Genomic DNA, 20,356 nt, shown 5'->3' on the forward strand with positions numbered 1-20,356 from the left:
TGAAAGAAAATAACAAGTCAATGATAATTACACTATTTGTAGTGAGTTTTAATAGGTTATCATGCTGGCTTGTTATTTTTTTGAATGTATTTATTATGATATAATTTATGGGAGATGGTGGTGATAAAGTGGCAACAATATTAATAGTTGAAGATGATAAGATGTTGAATAAAGGACTTACATTTTCTATGAAACAAAGTGGATATAATGTGAAATCAGCTTTTACTAGTAGAGAAGGCAGTAAAATTTTTTTAGAGGATAAAATTGACTTAATAATATTAGATATTAATTTACCAGATAAAAGTGGATTAGATTTGTGTGAAGAAATACGTCAAATGTCAGATAAACCTATATTATTTTTAACTGCTAATGATACAGAGCAAGATATAATAAAGGGTTTTAAAACAGGTTGTGATGATTATATTGCAAAGCCATTTTCAATAGAAATATTAAAACAAAGAATTAATGCAGTTTTAAGAAGAAGTGAAATAAAAGAAGAGAATGTATATAAGAGAGAAAATATTAAAATAAATTTTGATAAGATGGAAGTAAGCAAAAATAATGAGATTGTTAGGTTAACTGCAAAAGAATATAAACTTTTGGAATTACTTTGCAAAAATAAAGGAAAAGTACTGAAGAGAGAAACTATTTTAGAAAAATTATGGGATGTTAATGGAGAATTTATAGATGATAATTCTTTAAGTGTAACAGTTAAGCGTCTACGCCAAAAAATTGAAGAAGATAATAAAAATCCTGAATATATAATTACTGTCTTTGGAATAGGATATATTTGGAGTGATGAAAATTGAGTAAGCTACAGAATGTGATAATTAAATTTTCAATTTTATTATATGTATGTTGTTTGGTATTTGTATTATATTCAGCTTTTGTTATTAAACAGTACAATATTGTAAAATTAAGTATTATTTTTTCTGTATTAATAATTTTAATTTTTAATGGACTTATTTTTTATATGAATAAATATATGTGCTCAATCTTAGAAAAACTTACAGAATTAATAAATAGAATTATAGATGGAAATGAAGAAGAGATATTTTCAGTTTTAAATGATGATTTATTATCAAAACTTCAGAGTCAAACTATTAAATTAACAGGAATTTTAAAGTCACAAAATAATAGATTAGAAAAAGAAAAAGATGAAATTCAATCTTTAATTTCAGATATATCACACCAACTAAAAACACCATTTGCTAATTTAAAATTATATTGTGAACTTTTAAAAAATAATGATATATCAAGTGAAGATAGAAAAGAATTTATTTCAGTAATAAATAATCAGGTTCAAAAGTTAAATTTTTTAATGGAAAGTATGATAAAAATGTCACGTTTAGAAAGTGATATTATTAATCTTAAACCTAAACAAGTCAGTTTAGATGAAATTTGCTTAACAGCAATAAAACAAGTTTATGAGAAAGCAAAACTTAGAAATATTGAAATTGAACTTATTTCAAAAGAAGATATAGCTGTTTTTGTTGATGGAAAATGGACTTCAGAAGCAATTTTTAATATTATCGATAATGCAGTTAAGTATACTGATTATAACGGAAAAATTATAATTAGCACTAATTGTTTTGAAATGTTTGCAATGATAGAAATAAAAGATAACGGAATAGGAATTAAGAAAAAGGAAATAAATAATATCTTTAAACGTTTTTATCGTGGTGAAAATGTGAGTAATGAGGAAGGTGTTGGGATAGGCCTTTATTTATCAAGAGAAATAATTTTAAAACAAGATGGATTTATTAAAGTAAAGTCTGAAAAAGATAAAGGAAGTACATTTTCCTTAATGATGCCATTAGGGCATAAATAGAAATAGTAGATCAATATACAAGTGAAGTGCACCCCGTTAAGTAGATATGGTTAAAATCTATTAACAGGGTGGTTTTTATTCGCCTAAACTAACAAAATTGTAACATTAGTGTTATATTATTCGATGGATGATACATTTAGTAAATAGTAACATAAACTTATAAGATAACTTATGGAGGAAAATTATGAGTAAAGAAGTTTTAAAAGTAGTAAATATAGAAAAATATTATGGGAATAAAGGAAATGTTACTAAGGCTATTAATAATATCAGTTTTGAAGTAGAAGAGGGAGAATTTGTTGGAGTTATGGGTACTTCAGGGAGTGGAAAAACAACCTTATTAAATTGTATTTCAACAATAGATAGTGTAACTAGTGGTCATATTTTTATTAATGATAATGATATAACTGAGCTTAATTCAAAAAAATTAGCTAAATTTAGACGGGAACAGCTGGGTTTTATATTTCAGGATTTTAATCTTTTAGATACTTTAACAGCGTATGAAAATATAGCATTAGCATTAACAATTTGTAAAGTTAATCATAAAGAGATTGATAGAAGGATTAGAAAGATTGCAGAAAAGTTAAATATAAATGATGTGTTAGAAAAGTATCCATATGAAATGTCTGGCGGTCAAAAGCAAAGGATAGCATCAGCAAGAGCTATTATAACAAATCCATCTTTAATATTAGCCGATGAACCAACAGGAGCATTAGATTCAAATTCAGCTAAAATGCTTCTTGAAAGTTTAAATGATTTAAATAAAAATTTAAATGCAACAATAATGATGGTAACGCATGATGCATTTACAGCAAGTTATGCAAGTAGAATTTTATTTATAAAGGATGGTAAGATATTTAATGAAATTATTCGTGGTAATGATTCAAGAAAAGTATTTTTTGATAGAATAATTGAAGTAGTAACTCTTCTTGGAGGTGACGCAAGAGATGTATTTTAAACTAGCTATTAAAAACTTAAAGAGGAGTTTTAAAGATTATACAATTTATTTTTTTACTTTGATATTTGGGGTATGTATATTTTATAGCTTTAATTCTATAGAATCACAGAAATTAATGATGAAAATAAGTGAAGATTATGAAAATGCCTTTGATTTAGTAAATACAGTTATGAATATAGTGTCTATATTTATCTCTTTTATTCTAGGATTTTTAATTATTTATGCTAATAATTATTTAATAAGAAGAAGAAAAAAAGAATTTGGTGTTTACATGATATTAGGTATGGAAAGTAAAAGTTTATCAAGAATAATATTTCTAGAAACTCTATTAGTTGGAATATTATCACTAGGTATAGGATTAATAATTGGAGTGTTTTTATCTCAAGGTTTATCTGTTTTAACAGCAGAGATGTTTAATGTTAATCTGATACAGTTTAAATTTATTTTTTCTATAAGTGCATGTGTTAAAACAATAATATGTTTTGGATTAATATATTTAATTGTATTAATATTTAACTCATTTTCAATTAGAAAAGTAAAGCTTATAAATTTATTAACAGTTGCTAAGAAAAATGAGACACTTAAAATTAGAAATAAAAAAATATCAATTCTATTTTTTATTATAAGTATTTTAATGATAATATCTGCTTACTATATAATATTAACTGATGGAATGGCAGTACTAGGAAAAAATATTACTATTTCATTTATATTAGGAGCTATAGGAACATTTTTATTTTTCTTTTCATTATCAGGATTGTTAATAAAATTAGCTCAAAGTAATAAAAAGCAGTATTTTAAGAATTTAAACATGTTTGTATTAAAACAAATAAATAGTAAAATAAATACAACATTTATATCTATGGCTTTTATATGTCTAATGTTATTTTTAGCTACAAGTATGTTATCAGGTGGACTTGGACTTAATAAAGGTTTAAATGAAAATATTAAAGATTTAACTCAGTTTGATGCAACTTTTTGTAATATGAAAGGGGAAGATGTTAAAAATATCTTAGGTGATAAAGGTTTAAATTTAAATGAATACACAGATAAGTATGTTAGTTATAACATATATGATAATAAATTTGGATATAGAGATTTGTTGAATAAGTATTTAACAGAAAAAGAAAATTCTTATTATAAAATTTATGTAAATGAAGATATACCAGTAATGAAACTTTCAGAGTTTAATAACATAATGAAAATGTTAAATAAACAACCCATTAAGCTTGAAGAAAATGAGTACACAGTATTTACAGATGATAATGAAAATAAAGATTTATTAGAAAAAAGTTTACAAGATAAAACTGAAATTAATATAAATAATCATAATTTAGTACCATCTAATATGAAAGTTTTAGATGTTGTTATTTACAATGATATAATAAAACATAACTTAGCAACTATAATAGTAAATGATTCAGTACTTGAAGGAGTAGTTCCAGTTAGATCATTTTTAAATTTAGATTATAAACTTGGTGATAATAATATAGAAAATAATTTAAATGAAGCTATAGATAAATTTGATAATGAAACAAAAAGGGAGATTGGTTATAAAACTAAAAATCAAGTATTAGCACAATCAGCAGGAATAGCTGTTACATTATCTTATTTATCAATATATATAGGAATAATATTTTTAATAACATCAGCGGCTGTTTTAGCTCTTCAACAATTATCTGAATGTGATAATAATATAGAAAGATATAAACTTCTTACTAAAATAGGCGTAGATGAGAATATGATAAATAAATCTTTATTAGTTCAAATAGGAATATATTTCATGGTGCCTTTATCACTTGCAATTATTCATTCGATTGTAGGTATAAAATTGGCATCTCAAATGGTAACAATATTGGTGGGTGTAGGCATTGTTAATAATGTAATATTTACAGCTATATTATTAGTAGTTATATATGGTGGATATTTTATGTCTACATATTTAGGAACCAAGAAAATGATAAAACAATATATTTAATTAGAACATATATATAAATATCTCTAAATAATTTAAAGTGTTATTTAGAGATATTTTTTTATTCTTTAGAAAATTATATATTTTAAAATCTGTAGATAACTTCTAGAATATCTTGTTTTAGAGGTATTATAAGTATCATCTAAAACCGCACCATTATTCCTGCACTACGTTTGGAACGGGTACATGGCTAAAAAAAATCGACGTTCCACAGTCGCTTAGCGATTTTTTTATTTAATTTATTAAAATAAGTAAATAATATATTAATACTGTATTAGGAATTTTACATATAAACAAAAAAACAGTATTTATCACTAAAATTTAATAAAATAATAATTTTTAATAGCAATATCATACGTTTTTTATAAAAACACAATTTATCATACGATTATTTTAATTAAAATGTAATTTGTTAAAAAAAGACACATATGTATAGGGAGAGGAGTGAATAAAATAAGATAGGGGGAATCAAAAAATGAAAGTCATAAGACTAAAAAAACTTTTAGCTGGATTAGTTGTAACTACAATGTCATTATCCTTTTTAGGAGTACCAGCACATGCAAAAACAATTACAAATAAAGATCAAAAAAAAGTGGTAAGACAAAGTAGTAAGAAAGATTTAAAGAGAAAGATAATAGGATATTTTCCGGAGTGGGCTTATAAAAGTGAAGTTCAGGGATATTTTAATGCAACTAATTTACAATGGGATTCATTAACCCATATTCAATACTCATTTGGATTAGTAGATCCATATACTAATAAAATAAAGTTAGGTGATAAACATGCAGCATTAGAAGAAGATTTTGCTGATTATGATTTATCTTATAAAGGGAAAAAAATAGAGCTTGATCCTACACTACCATATAAAGGTCATTTTAATGTATTACAAACTATGAAAAAAAATTATCCTAATGTTAAATTGTTAATGTCTGTAGGTGGATGGGCAGGATCACGTGGCTTTTATACTATGCTAGATACAGATGAAGGAATAGATACTTTTGCAGATTCATGTGTTGATTTTATAAGAAAATATAATTTTGATGGAATAGATATTGACTTCGAATATCCATCATCTACAAGTCAATCAGGAAATCCAGCAGATTTTGACTTATCAGAACCTAGAAGAGCTAAATTAAATGAAAGATATAATATATTAATGAAAATATTAAGAGAAAAAATAGATGAAGCATCTGAAAAATATAATAAAGATTATATTTTATCAGCAGCTGTTACTGCATCTCCTTGGGTTCTTGGAGGAGTTAATGATAACACATATGCTCAATATTTAGATTTTCTAAGTGTAATGTCTTATGATTATCATGGAGGATGGAATGAATATGTTGAAAACTTAGCAGGTATTTATCCAGATTCAGCAGATAGAGAGACAGCATCACAAATAATGCCTACACTTTGCATGGATTGGGCATATAGATTCTATAGAGGAGTATTACCATCTGAAAAAATAATAATGGGTATTCCATATTATACAAGAGGATGGGAAAACGTTCAAGGTGGAGAAAATGGACTTCATGGTTCAAGTAGAACACCGGCATCAGGAAAATATAATATTTGGGGTGATGATTTAGACAATGATGGAGAATTAGAACCAGCAGGTGCTAATCCATTATGGCATGTGTTAAATCTTATGGAAAAGGATCCTAATTTAAAACTATATTGGGATGATGTTGAAAAGGTACCACATGTTTGGCAAAGTAAAGAAAGAGTTTTTTTATCTTTTGAAAATGAAAAATCTATTGATGAAAGAGTTAAGTATATAAAAAATAAAAATCTTGGTGGAGCTTTAATTTGGGTAATGAATGGTGATTATGGATTAAATCCTAATTATGTAGAAGGATCTGATAAGATAAATGAAGGTAAATATACATTTGGAGATACATTAACTAAAAAGTTAAGCAATGGATTAAAAAATATTGGAAGTTGTAAAGAGACAAATGATGATAGCACTAGTTCATTAGAACCAGTAAATGTTGAGGTAAGTTTAGGTGGAAAATATGATCATCCTAATTATACTTATGATATAAAAATAAAAAATTGTACTGATAAAAAAATAGATGGCGGATGGAATGTATCATTTGATTTACCTAAATCAGCGTTATATAAATCTTCATGGGGAGGAACATATTCTTTAAAGGATAATGGAGATTTTAAAACAGTTACAATAAAATCAGGTAATTGGCAAAGTATTGAACCAGGTGCAACTGTTACAATTCAAGGAATGATTGGATTATGCTTCTCAGGAGTTAGAAATATAACATTTAATGGTATGAATCCAATAGGACCTAGCATTGATAAAGTTAAAGAAATAGAAATTGATGAATTAAGAGATATAATTGAAGAAGTACCAAATGAAACAATAGAAGAAGGCTCAAAAGAAATAACTGAAGAATTACCAAAAGAAATAACATCAAATGAACCAACAATAAAAGAAGAAATAAAAGAAATGGAGGATGATAAGTTAAAAGAAAAAACAATAGATAATACAGAAGAATTGCAAAAAGAAACAAAAGTGGATGAAGAAGTAATAGAAGATAATTTAAAAGATGAATCTATAGATAATTCTGAAAAAGAAATAAAAAATAATTCAAGAGAAGTAATAGAAAATAATTAAATTTAGAATTAAGATTGTGCCAACATTTTGCTAATAATAGCCCGAAATGTTGGCATTTTTATAATTGCCTATGTTTTAAGTGAATGTTGATATTGTAGTATAAACAAAGTTCTTAGTCTCAGTGAAACTTGCTTTTAACTGAGAGTTAGAAATTGTTATCCAGGAGCGTGTAGCTGTTATGAAGTTACATATACTAGCTATCGGATAAAGCTCATGAATAGAATTGAAATAGGAAACTTGACGATTTAGAAAACTAATTTCAACATATATAAATAAAAACATTACAAGTATAAAGATCGACGACTAGTGACAATAGTTATCGGAAATTTTTGTTTAATTTATCATTTTAATAAATGAAATAATACATAGTAAGTTGTAATCATGATATTGAAAATAAAAAAAGACATTATCAAAATGAGAAAAAAGGTTATCAAAATGATAATGATTAGAGTTTTAATGATATATAAAATGAGTTTAATTATTAGAAAGTTGAAAAAAGTTAGCAAAAACAAGGTTTTTAATTGGCACAAGTATTGCGTAATAATATTTATGAGAATTATTGTAAACGTATAACTATGATTCTGGTATAAGGGGGAGGTTTTTATGGAGTTAAATGAGAAGTCTTTGCTTTTTCAATTTGAAGGTAGACCAGAGTTGAAAGAAATAGTCCCATTAGGATTACAACATGTTGTAGCTATGATTATTGGATGTGTTACTCCAGCTATAATAGTGGCAGGTATATCTGGATTAAATCCAGAAGATAAAATTTTACTTGTTCAATCATCATTATTTTTTGCTGGTATAGCAACTTTAATTCAACTTTTTCCTATATTTAGAGTAATAGGATCAAGATTGCCTATAATTATAGGGACAAGTTTTGCATATGTACCAACGTTAATAGCTATAGCTGATGAATTTAATATTGCAACAATTTTTGGAGCGCAAGTAATTGGAGGAGTAGTAGCTATTATTTTTGGAATATTTGTTAAAAAGTTAATTAAGTTTTTTCCATTAATAGTAACAGGAACTGTTATATTCTCAATAGGTTTATCATTATATTCAGTTGCTATTAGGTATATAGCTGGTGGAGCTGGAAGTCCAACTTTTGGTTCACCTAAAAATTGGGGAGTAGCACTTATAACTTTATGTGTAGTAATCTTTCTAAATTATTTTACTAAAGGCTCATTAAAACTTGCATCTGTATTAGTAGGAATTGTTGTAGGATATATTGTTGCTTTATGTTTAGGAATGGTTTCTTTTACAGATCTTCAATCAGCAGGGTGGGTACAAATACCTAAATTCATGCATTTTGGTATGAGTTTTAATGCTACAGCAATTATATCCATGGTTATAATGCATATTGTAAATTCAGTTCAAGCAATAGGAGATTTTTCTGCTACTACTGGAGGCGGAATGAATAGAGTTCCTACAGATCAAGAACTTTCAGGAGGAATAATTGGTAATGGTATTAGTAGTATTGTGGGAGCATTTTTTGGAGGTATGCCTACTGCAACATTTAGTCAAAATGTTGGAATAGTAACTATGAATAAAGTTATAAATAGAAGTGTATTTGTATTTGCTTCAATAGTTATTATAATATCAGGGATAGTACCTAAATTTGCATCAATATTAACAAGTATTCCACAATGTGTACTTGGAGGAGCTACATTATCAGTTTTTGCAACTATTACAATGACTGGAGTTAAGATGATTTCATCAATTAAACTTACAGCTAGGAATACTGCTATTGTAGGCTTATCAATTGCTTTAGGTGTTGGTATAGTTCAAGTTCCAGATGCTTTAGCTTTATTCCCAGGTTGGTTTATATCAATCTTTGGAAAATCTTCAATAGTTGTAACTACATTAGTAGCAATAGCTTTAAATTTAATTTTACCTAAAGATGAGATAAATGAAAAAAGTGTTAATGAATAATAGAATATAAATAATAAAGATAGCGGGAAAGAGCTAATAGATTTGAAATATAATTTTTAAAATCTATTAGCTCTTTTTTTATGCGTAGGAACGTATAGAATTTTTGAAGCCTGAAAGGCTGATAAAATCTAAGATAAATGATATATTTTGCAGAAATCCTGTGGCTTTCAACCACAATTGTTCATTTAAATATAGCGTAGCCACTTTATTATTGTACATAAAATTATAATTAACAAAGTAAGACTAAAGTTATTCTTATATTATTTTAGTATAAATAATGAATACTATATATAAGTTTAAATAAAGTTTGTTCATTAATATAAATCTTAGAATATTTATAAATGGTATGATTAACTAGTTTAGTAAGGAACTTATATAGAAAAATTTATGATATATATGCTTCTAACTAGATATTATTAATTAAAGATATAATTTTCTATAAAAGTTGTATAAAGATTACAAATGTAATAACTTAATTAGAACATATATATTAAAGATAAAAAACAGATTGATATGCTTAGAGTTATCATGGTACTATATGGTATAATAGTAAAGTATTTAAAAATAAAAACGATAAGAAAAACAACAAATTAAAAACAAATATTAGAATATAATAGGTGGGTTCAGAAATGAAGATAAATTTAATAGATATAAAAGAAATAATAAATAAATATTCTGTATTACTATCAAATCTATTAACAATAGATGTTGAGATAGTTGATGATAAATTAATAAGAGTTGCTGCAACAGGAATATATGAAAATAGAATCGGAGAAAACATAAGAGATCAAGGATATGTATATAGTAAAGCTTTGGATACTGGTAAAACGCTAGTGATAGAAAATCCAGGTAAAGATAAATTATGTGATGAATGTAAGAAAAAGGGCAATTGCAATGAATTTATGGAAATATGTGTACCTATTAAATATGAAGAAAGTACATTTGGAGTAATCGGTTTAGTATGTTCTAATCAAGATCAAAAAGAAAAATTAAAAAGTAATTTAACTATTATGATTAAATTCTTAGAGCAGATAGCTGAGTTCATTTCAATTAAAGTAATAGAACAAAATCAAATACTAGAAAATGAAAACAGTATCAAATTTTTAAAGGAAATAATAAATTCTGTAGATGATGGAATTATAACTGTAGATATAAAAGATGAAATAATAATAGCAAATAATAATGCATTAAAGATATTAAAAGTTAAGCCAAATATAATAGGCAAAAAAATAACAATAGAAGAAACTGATGAATACACTCCTAAAGGAGGTATTTATAATTTTAATATTGAAAATGAAAAATTTAAAATTATAGGGAAAGTAGTAAACAACTATATAAATAATAAAGATTGTAATAAAATAATTGTTTTTAAAGAATTAATTACTATTGAAGAAGAAATAAAAAAGAATAGTATAAATTGTGATTCAATAGTTGGACAAGCAAACAATATAATAGAACTTAAAAAGAAAATAAAAAAAGTGTCATATACTGATGCTACAATATTAATCACAGGAGAAAGTGGTACAGGAAAAGAATTGGTAGCTAGGGCAGTACATTCAGAGGGGAATAGAAAAAACATGCCATTTATAGCAATAAATTGTGGTGCTATTCCAGAAAATTTATTAGAAAGTGAACTTTTTGGATATGTTAAGGGTGCATTTTCAGGAGCAAGTTCTTCTGGTAGAATAGGTAAGTTTGAGCTTGCTAATAATGGAACAATTTTCTTAGATGAAATAGGTGATATGCCATTATATCTACAAGTAAAAATTTTAAGAGTATTACAAGAAAAAACAATTGTAAAAATAGGTTCTAATAAGTTAATAAAATTAAATATAAGAGTAATAGCAGCTACAAATAAAAATTTAAAAAAATTAGTTGATGAAGGTAAATTTAGAGCAGATTTGTATTATAGGTTAAATATAATTCCTATTGAAGTACCAAGTTTAAGGGATAGAGAAGATGATGTTTTATTAATAACAAAAATGTTAGTTGAAAAATATAATGTAAGATGCAACAAGTATATACATACTATAGATAAAGAAATAATAAAAATCTTTAAGGATTATAGTTGGCCAGGGAATATAAGAGAATTAGAAAATATAGTAGAGTTTATGGTAAGCTTATCAGGAGAAAATGGCATACTTGAAAAGTCTATGTTACCAACATCATTTGTACAAAGTTATAATGAAGAACTTAAAAATAGAAATGATGAAATATGTATGGATGATGACATAATGAAATTAAAAGACATTGAAAGAATATACATTAAAAAAGCTTTGGATAAGTATGGAAATTCGACTAAAAGTAAAATGAAAGTAGCAAAAAAATTAGGTATAGGAATAGCCACTTTATATAGAAAAATAGAGGAATAAAATATAATTTATCATTATGATAAAATATATTTTATTATGTTAAATTTAGTAGAATAAAGTAAGTTTTAAACTAGGAATATAAGAGAAATTAACAGACTAAGTATATAGGTGTAATGGTCTGTTATTTTTTTATTTGTCTTATTATTTTGATAAAAATAATTATCAAAATGATAATTATTTACTTTAAAATCAAAATAAGTGATTAAAATAATGTGATTAAGTAAGGTATAAGGGGGATTTTCTATAAAAATTAAAGAAAATATTTCAGAATTTTGGCAAGGTAATTGCTACAGTAATAGTTAGTGGTGATACATAAATAAAATCACTACAAAAACAGTGACATAAAATAATATTTTTTATAAAAGGCGGGGGAATAAATATGGATTTTGAAAACATTAAGTTAAAAGCAAAAGCTTACGAAGCAGATATGACAAAATTTTTAAGGGATTTAATTTCTATCCCAGGAGAAAGTGCTAATGAAGAGTTAGTGATAAAGAGAATATCACAAGAAATGGAAAAGCTTGGCTTTGATAAAGTTGAAATCGATAATATGGGAAATGTTTTAGGATATATGGGAACTGGTAAAACCCTAATTGCTTATGATGCGCATATAGATACTGTTGGAATAGGTGAAATAAGTAATTGGAAGTTTGATCCTTACAAAGGATATGAAAATGAAGAAGAAATAGGTGGTCGTGGAGCTTCAGATCAATTAGGTGGAATAGTTTCTGCAACTTATGGAGCAAAAATAATGAAAGATTTAAATCTTTTATCTGATAAGTATACAGTATTAGTAACTGGTACAGTACAAGAAGAAGATTGTGATGGATTATGTTGGCAATATATTCATAATGAAGATAAAGTAAAACCAGAATTTGTTGTAATAACTGAACCAACTAATGGAAATATTTATAGAGGTCAACGTGGCCGTATGGAAATAAGAGTTGAAGTTAAGGGTATATCTTGTCATGGATCTGCTCCAGAACGTGGAGATAATGCAATTTATAAAATGGCTGATATATTACAAGAAGTTAGAGTATTAAATGATAACTTACATTATGATGAATTCTTAGGAAAAGGAACTGTAACAGTTTCAGAAATATTCTTTAATTCACCATCACGTTGTGCAGTAGCAGATATGTGTGCAGTTTCTTTAGATCGTAGATTAACTGATGGAGAGACTTTTGAATCAGCATTAGAAGAAGTAAGAAATCTTCCATTTGTTAAAAAATATAATGCAGAAGTAACTATGTATAAATATGAAAGACCAAGTTGGACAAACCTTGTATATCCAACAGACTGTTATTTCCCAACTTGGGTAATACCTGAAGATGCACCAGCAACTAAAGCTATGGTTGAAGCTTATGAAGGAATGTATGGAAAACCATTAGTAGATAAATGGACATTCTCAACTAACGGAGTATCAATAATGGGTAGATATGGAATCCCATGTATAGGATTTGGACCAGGAAAAGAAGAAGAAGCACATGCTCCAAATGAAAAGACTTGGAAAGCTGATTTAGTAAGATGTGCTGCTGTATATGCTGCAGTACCAACAATTTATTGTAGCAATAAATAAAGATAAATAAGACTATGTTTTAAGAGTAACATTATTAAAAATATAATCATTAATAAAAAATAAATAAAGAAGAAATATTGGAGGAATTACGATGAGTATAATAGATAAATATATTGAAAAATTAAATACATTAGATTTTAAGGACATGTATAATAATGATTTTATGTTAACTTGGGATAAAACTGATGATGAGCTTCAAGCTGTTTTTACAATAGCAGAAACTTTAAGAAAGTTAAGAGAAAATAATGTATCTCCAAAGATATTTGATAGTGGACTTGGAATTTCACTATTTAGAGATAATTCAACAAGAACAAGATTTAGTTTTGCATCTGCATGTAATCTTTTAGGTCTTGAAGTACAAGATTTAGATGAAGGTAAATCACAAGTAGCTCATGGAGAAACAGTAAAAGAAACTGCTAATATGATTTCATTCATGGCTGATGTTATTGGTATTCGTGATGATATGTTTATTGGAAAAGGACATACTTACATGAAAAATGTTTCAGAATATGTTCAAGAAGGTAATGAAAATGGAACATTAGAACAAAGACCAACTCTTGTTAATTTACAATGTGATATAGATCATCCAACACAAGTAATGGCAGATACACTTCATTTAATAAATGAACTTGGTGGTGTTGAAAATCTAAAAGGTAAAAAGGTTGCTATGACTTGGGCTTATTCACCATCATATGGTAAACCACTTTCAGTTCCACAAGGTGTTATCGGACTATTAACTAGATTTGGAATGGAGGTTGTGTTAGCTCATCCAGAAGGCTATGAAGTTATGGGTGAAGTTGAAGAAGTTGCAAAGAAAAATGCAGAAAAATCAGGTGGATCATTTACAAAAACAAATTCTATGGAAGAAGCATTTAAGGATGCTGATATAGTATATCCAAAGAGCTGGGCTCCTTATATTGCAATGGAAAAAAGAACAGATTTATATGCAAAAGGAGATCAAGCTGGTATTGATGAATTAGAAAAAGAATTACTAAAACAAAATGAAGAGCACATTGATTGGCAATGTACTGAAGAATTAATGAAGCTTACTAAAGATGGTAAGGCTATCTACATGCATTGCTTACCAGCTGATATCACAGGAGTAAGCTGTGAAACAGGAGAAGTTGATGCTAGTGTATTTGATAGATATAGAAAATCTTTATATAAAGAAGCAAGCTTTAAACCATACATTATAGCAGCTATGATTTTCTTAAGTAAGGTTAAAAATCCTCAAGAGACTTTAAAGAAATTAGTTGAAAAAAATAAACCACGTCACTTTGAATAAGCTCACAATTTTATATTTGTTTAAGTAAAATTATTTATGAAAACGTATTTGATTAGGAGTTTCTTTTTAGAAATAAATTAATTTATTATTTGTTTCAGAATTAATAAGGCTCTTTTGGAAAATCCATAAGAGCCTGTATTTAACCCTAATATTAGGATTTTAAAACATAAATAGTGAGGTGGGAAATATGAAAAAAAAGATTGTAATTGCATTAGGTGGAAATGCATTAGGCAATACATTAGAAGAACAGATGAATGCTGTAAGAACTACTGCTAAAGCAATAGTTGATTTGATTGAAGATGGAAATGAAGTTGTTATTTCTCATGGAAATGGCCCTCAAGTTGGAATGATAAATGTAGCTATGAGTGAGCTTCATAAATTAGATCATAAATATTCTATTTGTCCTATGTCAGTCTGTGTAGCTATGAGTCAAGGATATATAGGATATGACTTACAAAATCAAATTAGAGAAGAGTTATTAAATAGAAATATAAATAAGGATGTTTCAACTATTATTACACAAGTTGAAGTAAATCCAGAAGATGAGGCTTTTAAAAATCCAACTAAGCCAATTGGTAGTTTCATGACAAAGGAAGAAGCTGAAATTGCCATTAAAAAGGGAGACAAAGTAATTGAAGATGCTGGTAGGGGATATAGAAGAGTTGTTGCATCACCAAAACCAGTAGGTATTGTAGAGATAGGAACAATTAAAAATTTAATTAAAGATGGTCAAGTTGTAATTGCTTGTGGTGGGGGTGGAATCCCTGTTATAAAGGAAGGAAATCATTTAAAAGGCGTAGGAGCTGTAATTGATAAAGATTTTGCTAGTTGTACACTTGCAAAAGAACTTGATGCAGATTGTTTAATTATTTTAACTGCTGTTGAAAAAGCTGCTATAAATTTTGGCAAAGAAAATGAACAATGGTTAGCTGATGTCAATGTAACTGATATGAAAAAGTATGTAGAAGAAGGTCATTTTGCACCAGGTTCAATGAAACCAAAGGTAGAAGCGGGAATAGATTTTGCTTCTTCAAAAGAAGGTAGATATTCATTAATTACTCTTCTTGAGAAAGCAAAGGATGGAATAAATGGTAAGACTGGTACTAGAATAAAGGGTTAGAAAGTTTTAACTATAACGCTAATTGGAGGCGAGATTATGGAAAATATATTATGGAAAAAAAATACACTACCTAAAATTAATAATGAGAACTTATTAGATTTTTTAAGCAAAGAGGAAATAACTAAAGCTAGAGAGTTTCATAAAAGTTTCCCTCAATATGAAGAAACACCATTAGTTAATTTAGAAAATTTAAGTAAGGACATAGGATTAGGTGGAATTTATATAAAAGATGAGTCATATAGATTTGGATTAAATGCATTTAAGGTATTAGGTGGATCTTTTGCTATGGCAAAGTATATGGCACAAAAATTAAATAAAGATATATCTGAATTACCTTATGAAAAATTAATTTCACCAGAGTTAAGAGAAGAACTTGGAGAAATTACATTTGTAACTGCTACAGATGGTAATCATGGAAGAGGCGTTGCTTGGACTGCAAATAAATTAAAGCAAAAATCAGTAGTTTATATGCCAAAAGGATCATCAAAAACAAGATTAGAGAATATCAGAAAAGAAGGTGCAGAGGCTTCTATAACTGACATGAACTATGATGATGCAGTAAGACTTGCAGCAAAATATGCAAGTGAAAATAATGGTATAGTTATACAAGATACTGCATGGGAAGGTTATGAAGAAATTCCAGCATGGATAATGCAAGGTTATGGAACTATGGGACTTGAAGCATTAAACCAATTAGTTGAATATGGAGTTGAAAGACCAACTCATATATTTATACAAGCTGGTGTAGGTTCTTTAGCAGGTGCAATTCAAGGATTCTTTGCTTCTGTATTTAATGGAAATTGTCCAAAGACAGTAATAGTAGAATCAAATTTAGCAGATTGTTTATATAAATCAGCAATGGCTAATGATGGATCTTTAAAAGCAGTAGGCGGAGATATGCAAACAATAATGGCTGGTTTAGCTTGTGGAGAAGCAAATACAATTGGTTGGAAAGTTTTAAAGGAATATTCTGATACATTTGTTTCATCTCCAGATTATGTTGCAGCAAATGGTATGAGAATACTTGGTAACCCATTAAGAGGAGATAAAAAAGTTACTTCAGGTGAATCAGGTGCTGTTACTTTAGGATTACTTTATGAGATAATGAAGAATGATAAATATAAAGATTTAAAAGAGTCATTAGAATTAGATGAAAATTCAAAAGTATTATTATTTAGTACAGAGGGAGATACAGATCCAAATAAATATAAAGATATAGTTTGGAAAGGTGAACATAATAAATAAAAATTATAGTTAAAGAGGGTGGCATGATGCTATTAGTTGGAAATGGAAGGGTAATAACTCAAGATTATAAAAAGCCCTATTTAGAAGATGGTTGTATTGCAATAGAAGATAATATTATTCTAGAAGTTGGCAATACAAATGAGCTTAAAAGAAAGTATAAAGATTATGAGTTTATAGATGCAGAAGGAAAAGTTATAATGCCTGGATTAATAAATACTCATCATCATATATATAGCGCATTTGCAAGGGGATTAATATTAAATAATCCTCCATCAAAAAATCTAATTGATATTCTTGAAAATGTTTGGTGGAAAATAGATAAGAAATTAACTTTAGAAGATGTTAAATACAGTGCTTATACAACTTTAATTGATTGTGTAAAAAATGGAGTTACTACAGTATTTGATCATCATGCTAGCCCTATGTCAGCAAGTAGAAGTTTGTTTACTATAGCAGATGCAGCTACTCATTTAGGTATTAGAGGGGTTTATGCTTATGAAGTTTCCGATAGAGATGGCGAAGAAATTTTAAATAATGGTATAGAAGAAAACGTTAACTTTATTAAAGCTTCAAGTAAAAGAGCTGATGATATGGTAAAAGGTATGTTTGGAATGCATGCATCATTTACCCTTAGTGATGAAAGTTTAAGAAAATGTGTGGATAGCATGAAAGGTCTTGATGCAGGATATCATATTCATGCAGCAGAAGGAATTGAAGATTTAAATGATTCCTTGAAAAATAATAGTAAGAGAGTAATTGAAAGATTAAATGATTTTGGAATTTTAGGAGAAAAAACAATAGCAGCACATTGTATTCACATTAATAAAAGAGAGATTGATATTTTAAAAGAAACAAATACTAATGTAGTTAATAGTCCAGAGTCTAATATGGGAAATGCTGTTGGCTGTGCACCAGTAATAGAAATGATTAAAAATGCAGTAGTAGTTGGTCTTGGAACTGATGGATATACATCAGATATGCTTGAATCAATGAAGGTTGAAAATATAATCCATAAACATAATTTATGTGACTCCAATGTAGGATTTGTAGAAAGTAGCAAAATGTTATTTGAAAATAATAGAGATATAGCATCTAAATATTTTAATAAACCACTTGGAATATTAAGAGAGGGTGCATATGCGGATTTAATAATTGTTGATTATAATCCATTAACACCAATGAGTGAACAAAATTTAAATGGACATATATTATTTGGAATGAGTGGAAGATGTGTAGATACAACAATTATTAATGGTAAAGTTATAATGCAAAATAGAAGAATTATGACATTAAATGAAAATAAAATATTTGAGCAGTCAAGAGAAATTTCTGGAAAATTATGGAGGTCTATTAATTAAAAGGAGATTTTGATGAAAACAAAAATTGGATTGAAACAATGGTTAGTAAAAATGTCAGTAGATATACTAGGATTATTTTTGTGTGCAGCAGGAATTGTATTAGCAATACAAAGTAATCTTGGACCAAGTCCGTGGGATGTTTTACAGGTAGGATTGTCAATTCAGTTACCAATTTCAATAGGACAAGCATCTCAACTTGTCTCAATAACGATATTAGCTTTTACATGGTATAAAGGTATAATACCAGGAGTTGGTACTTTGGCTGAAGCCTTTTTTATAGGATTCTTTATTGACTTAATTTATAAGTATATTCCAATTAATACACCAGAAGAAATTCTATTTAGAATACTAATGCTAATAATTGGAGTAGCAATGCTTGCTTTTGGAATAGTTACAGCGCTAAAAGCAGGATTGGGAGTAGGTTCGAGGGATCAATTAATGGAGTATTTAATAGGGAAAACTGGTAAAAGCGTTGAAAAAGTGAGACCAGTTATGGAATTAACAGCCTTAGTAATAGGAGCGGTTTTGAAAGGACCTATTGGAATTGGATCAATTTTTGTAGCAACATTTATTGGATATTTAATACGTTTTTCAGCAAAAATATTACATTATAATTTTGATGCATATAGTCATTATACTTTGTTGGATATGTGGGATAATAGTAATTTTAGTAAAAATAAAAATATTGTAAATAAAAATGTATAGCGATTATAAATAAAATAATATTTATTAAATTAATATAAGAAAAGTACAAGATTTAAAAAGCACAATAGACAAGATTAATTTTATATAAGGTTTTATAGGGGGAACAGTATTATGGCAAAGTTAAAAGTTAATATACTTGGAATGGAATTTAATAACCCAATATTTACAGCAGCAGGACCTGGTGCAAAAGATGGGGAACTATGTGTTTCAGCGGTTAAAGGAGGTGCTGGTGGATTAGTTACAAAAACAATATCTGAAAAGCCAGCAGCAGTTCCAAGACCTTGTATGGCAAAAACAAATGCAGGTTTTTTAAATACAGAACTTTGGTCAGAGCTTCCAAAGGAACAATGGGTAGAAAAAGAATATAAAAGAGCAAAGGAAGCAGGAGTACCAATGATAGTAAGCATGGGATACACTGCAGATCAAATAAAAAAAGTTGCACCTTTAGTAAGACCATATGCAGATGCAGTTGAATTATCAACTCATTATGTTGGAACTGATATTGCTCCAATAGTTGAAGCAATGAAGGCAGCTAAAGCAGCACTTGATTGTCCTGTATTTATGAAAATGAGTCCTCATACAGATATTCAAAAAATAGCTAAAGCATTAGAAGAAGCAGGAGCAGATGGACTTGTAATGATAAATTCAGTAGGACCATGTATGGCTATTGATATAGAAACAGGATATCCAATCATGGGAAGTGAAAAGGGATATGGATGGTTATCAGGATCAGCAGTAAAGCCGGTAGCTATTAGAAATATTTATGATGCTTCTAAGGTAATAAAGATACCAATAATAGGTGTTGGAGGAATTACTTCTGGTAAGGATGCAGCAGAAATGTTAATGGCAGGTGCACAATCTGTTCAAGTTTGTACAGAAGCTATTTTAAAAGGACCAAGCGTTTATGGAAAAATTGCTAAGGAATTAAATGATTTCTTAGATAGTCATGGATACAAGGACGTAAATGAAATAATAGGACTTGCTCATAAAAAATCTGAAGAGAGAAAGTTTAGAGCAGAATCAATACCACCTACTGTAAAACAAGATCTTTGTATAAAATGTGGAACTTGTAAAACAAGCTGTGTATATGAAGCAATAGAAGTTGGAGAAGAATTAATCATCGATAGTAATAAATGTTTTGGATGTGGATTATGTGTAACTAGATGTCCAAAGAATGCATTATCAATGCAATATAATTAAAATGAAAATTAACATATCTGGCTATGTTTTAAAACTGTGTTGACATTGTAATATAAAGCTCATGGACAGAATTGGAACAGGAAACTTGACTCATATACATTCGTCCAGTAAGTTCGAGAAACAAAATATAAAATTTTGACTCTCACTTAAGAACACTAAAATAAAGCTTA

14 protein-coding genes are annotated in these 20,356 nt (G+C 27.7%); all 14 read left to right on the forward strand.

Annotated elements, in window-relative coordinates; genetic code table 11:
* The first annotated feature begins 128 nt into the window (after positions 1-128).
* The 14 genes from ACYUET_RS08575 to ACYUET_RS08640 all read left to right on the forward strand — a co-directional run bounded on the left by ACYUET_RS08575 (position 129) and on the right by ACYUET_RS08640 (position 20,186).
* Entirely contained in the window at positions 129-809 is a 681-nt protein-coding gene (locus tag ACYUET_RS08575; protein WP_460278901.1) for a response regulator transcription factor, read from the forward strand.
* Positions 806-1,831, forward strand: coding sequence for a sensor histidine kinase (locus tag ACYUET_RS08580; RefSeq protein WP_460278902.1), 1,026 nt, complete (start codon positions 806-808; stop codon positions 1,829-1,831). Before ACYUET_RS08575 ends, ACYUET_RS08580 begins: the two co-directional genes overlap by 4 nt.
* A gap of 184 nt (positions 1,832-2,015) precedes the next feature.
* Positions 2,016-2,786 carry an ABC transporter ATP-binding protein gene (locus ACYUET_RS08585; RefSeq protein ID WP_460278903.1) on the forward strand — a complete coding sequence of 257 codons (771 nt, stop codon included), beginning with the start codon at positions 2,016-2,018 and terminating at the stop codon, positions 2,784-2,786.
* Positions 2,776-4,764, forward strand: a complete 1,989-nt coding sequence (locus ACYUET_RS08590) for an ABC transporter permease (protein WP_460278904.1) — start codon at positions 2,776-2,778, stop codon at positions 4,762-4,764. Before ACYUET_RS08585 ends, ACYUET_RS08590 begins: the two co-directional genes overlap by 11 nt.
* A gap of 472 nt (positions 4,765-5,236) precedes the next feature.
* Positions 5,237-7,390 (forward strand): glycosyl hydrolase family 18 protein, encoded by a 2,154-nt coding sequence (locus ACYUET_RS08595; protein ID WP_460278905.1) that lies wholly within the window; start codon positions 5,237-5,239, stop codon positions 7,388-7,390.
* 603 nt (positions 7,391-7,993) lie between these two features.
* Positions 7,994-9,322 carry a uracil-xanthine permease family protein gene (locus ACYUET_RS08600; protein WP_460278906.1) on the forward strand — a complete coding sequence of 443 codons (1,329 nt, stop codon included), beginning with the start codon at positions 7,994-7,996 and terminating at the stop codon, positions 9,320-9,322.
* A 629-nt stretch (positions 9,323-9,951) separates the two neighbouring features.
* On the forward strand, positions 9,952-11,694 hold the full coding sequence (locus tag ACYUET_RS08605; protein ID WP_460278907.1) for a sigma-54-dependent Fis family transcriptional regulator: 1,743 nt from the start codon (positions 9,952-9,954) through the stop codon (positions 11,692-11,694).
* 379 nt (positions 11,695-12,073) lie between these two features.
* On the forward strand, positions 12,074-13,273 hold the full coding sequence (locus ACYUET_RS08610; RefSeq protein ID WP_460278908.1) for a YgeY family selenium metabolism-linked hydrolase: 1,200 nt from the start codon (positions 12,074-12,076) through the stop codon (positions 13,271-13,273).
* Positions 13,274-13,364: 91 nt separating this feature from the next.
* Complete coding sequence (ygeW, locus tag ACYUET_RS08615; protein WP_460278909.1) at positions 13,365-14,558, forward strand: knotted carbamoyltransferase YgeW; 1,194 nt, start codon at positions 13,365-13,367, stop codon at positions 14,556-14,558.
* A 187-nt stretch (positions 14,559-14,745) separates the two neighbouring features.
* Positions 14,746-15,678 carry a carbamate kinase gene (gene arcC, locus ACYUET_RS08620; RefSeq protein WP_460278910.1) on the forward strand — a complete coding sequence of 311 codons (933 nt, stop codon included), beginning with the start codon at positions 14,746-14,748 and terminating at the stop codon, positions 15,676-15,678.
* A gap of 36 nt (positions 15,679-15,714) precedes the next feature.
* Entirely contained in the window at positions 15,715-16,923 is a 1,209-nt protein-coding gene (gene dpaL, locus ACYUET_RS08625; protein WP_460278911.1) for a diaminopropionate ammonia-lyase, read from the forward strand.
* Between the two features lie 26 nt (positions 16,924-16,949).
* Positions 16,950-18,281, forward strand: a complete 1,332-nt coding sequence (gene ssnA, locus ACYUET_RS08630; RefSeq protein WP_460279131.1) for a putative aminohydrolase SsnA — start codon at positions 16,950-16,952, stop codon at positions 18,279-18,281.
* A 12-nt stretch (positions 18,282-18,293) separates the two neighbouring features.
* Complete coding sequence (locus ACYUET_RS08635; protein ID WP_460278912.1) at positions 18,294-18,986, forward strand: YczE/YyaS/YitT family protein; 693 nt, start codon at positions 18,294-18,296, stop codon at positions 18,984-18,986.
* 111 nt (positions 18,987-19,097) lie between these two features.
* A complete protein-coding gene (locus ACYUET_RS08640; RefSeq protein WP_460278913.1) occupies positions 19,098-20,186 on the forward strand; it encodes a 4Fe-4S binding protein in 1,089 nt (362 codons plus the stop codon).
* Positions 20,187-20,356: the final 170 nt, after the last annotated feature.

Source organism: Clostridium sp. CTA-5 (assembly GCF_054768135.1).

Coding starts and splice junctions, on each gene's coding strand:
- ACYUET_RS08590 (WP_460278904.1), top strand. CDS start 2,776: ATGTATTTTAAACTAGCTATTAAAAACTTAAAGAGGAGTTTTAAAGAT.
- ACYUET_RS08600 (WP_460278906.1), top strand. CDS start 7,994: ATGGAGTTAAATGAGAAGTCTTTGCTTTTTCAATTTGAAGGTAGACCA.
- ACYUET_RS08605 (WP_460278907.1), top strand. CDS start 9,952: ATGAAGATAAATTTAATAGATATAAAAGAAATAATAAATAAATATTCT.
- dpaL (WP_460278911.1), top strand. CDS start 15,715: ATGGAAAATATATTATGGAAAAAAAATACACTACCTAAAATTAATAAT.
- ACYUET_RS08585 (WP_460278903.1), top strand. CDS start 2,016: ATGAGTAAAGAAGTTTTAAAAGTAGTAAATATAGAAAAATATTATGGG.
- ygeW (WP_460278909.1), top strand. CDS start 13,365: ATGAGTATAATAGATAAATATATTGAAAAATTAAATACATTAGATTTT.
- ACYUET_RS08635 (WP_460278912.1), top strand. CDS start 18,294: ATGAAAACAAAAATTGGATTGAAACAATGGTTAGTAAAAATGTCAGTA.
- ACYUET_RS08595 (WP_460278905.1), top strand. CDS start 5,237: ATGAAAGTCATAAGACTAAAAAAACTTTTAGCTGGATTAGTTGTAACT.
- ACYUET_RS08640 (WP_460278913.1), top strand. CDS start 19,098: ATGGCAAAGTTAAAAGTTAATATACTTGGAATGGAATTTAATAACCCA.
- ssnA (WP_460279131.1), top strand. CDS start 16,950: ATGCTATTAGTTGGAAATGGAAGGGTAATAACTCAAGATTATAAAAAG.
- arcC (WP_460278910.1), top strand. CDS start 14,746: ATGAAAAAAAAGATTGTAATTGCATTAGGTGGAAATGCATTAGGCAAT.
- ACYUET_RS08610 (WP_460278908.1), top strand. CDS start 12,074: ATGGATTTTGAAAACATTAAGTTAAAAGCAAAAGCTTACGAAGCAGAT.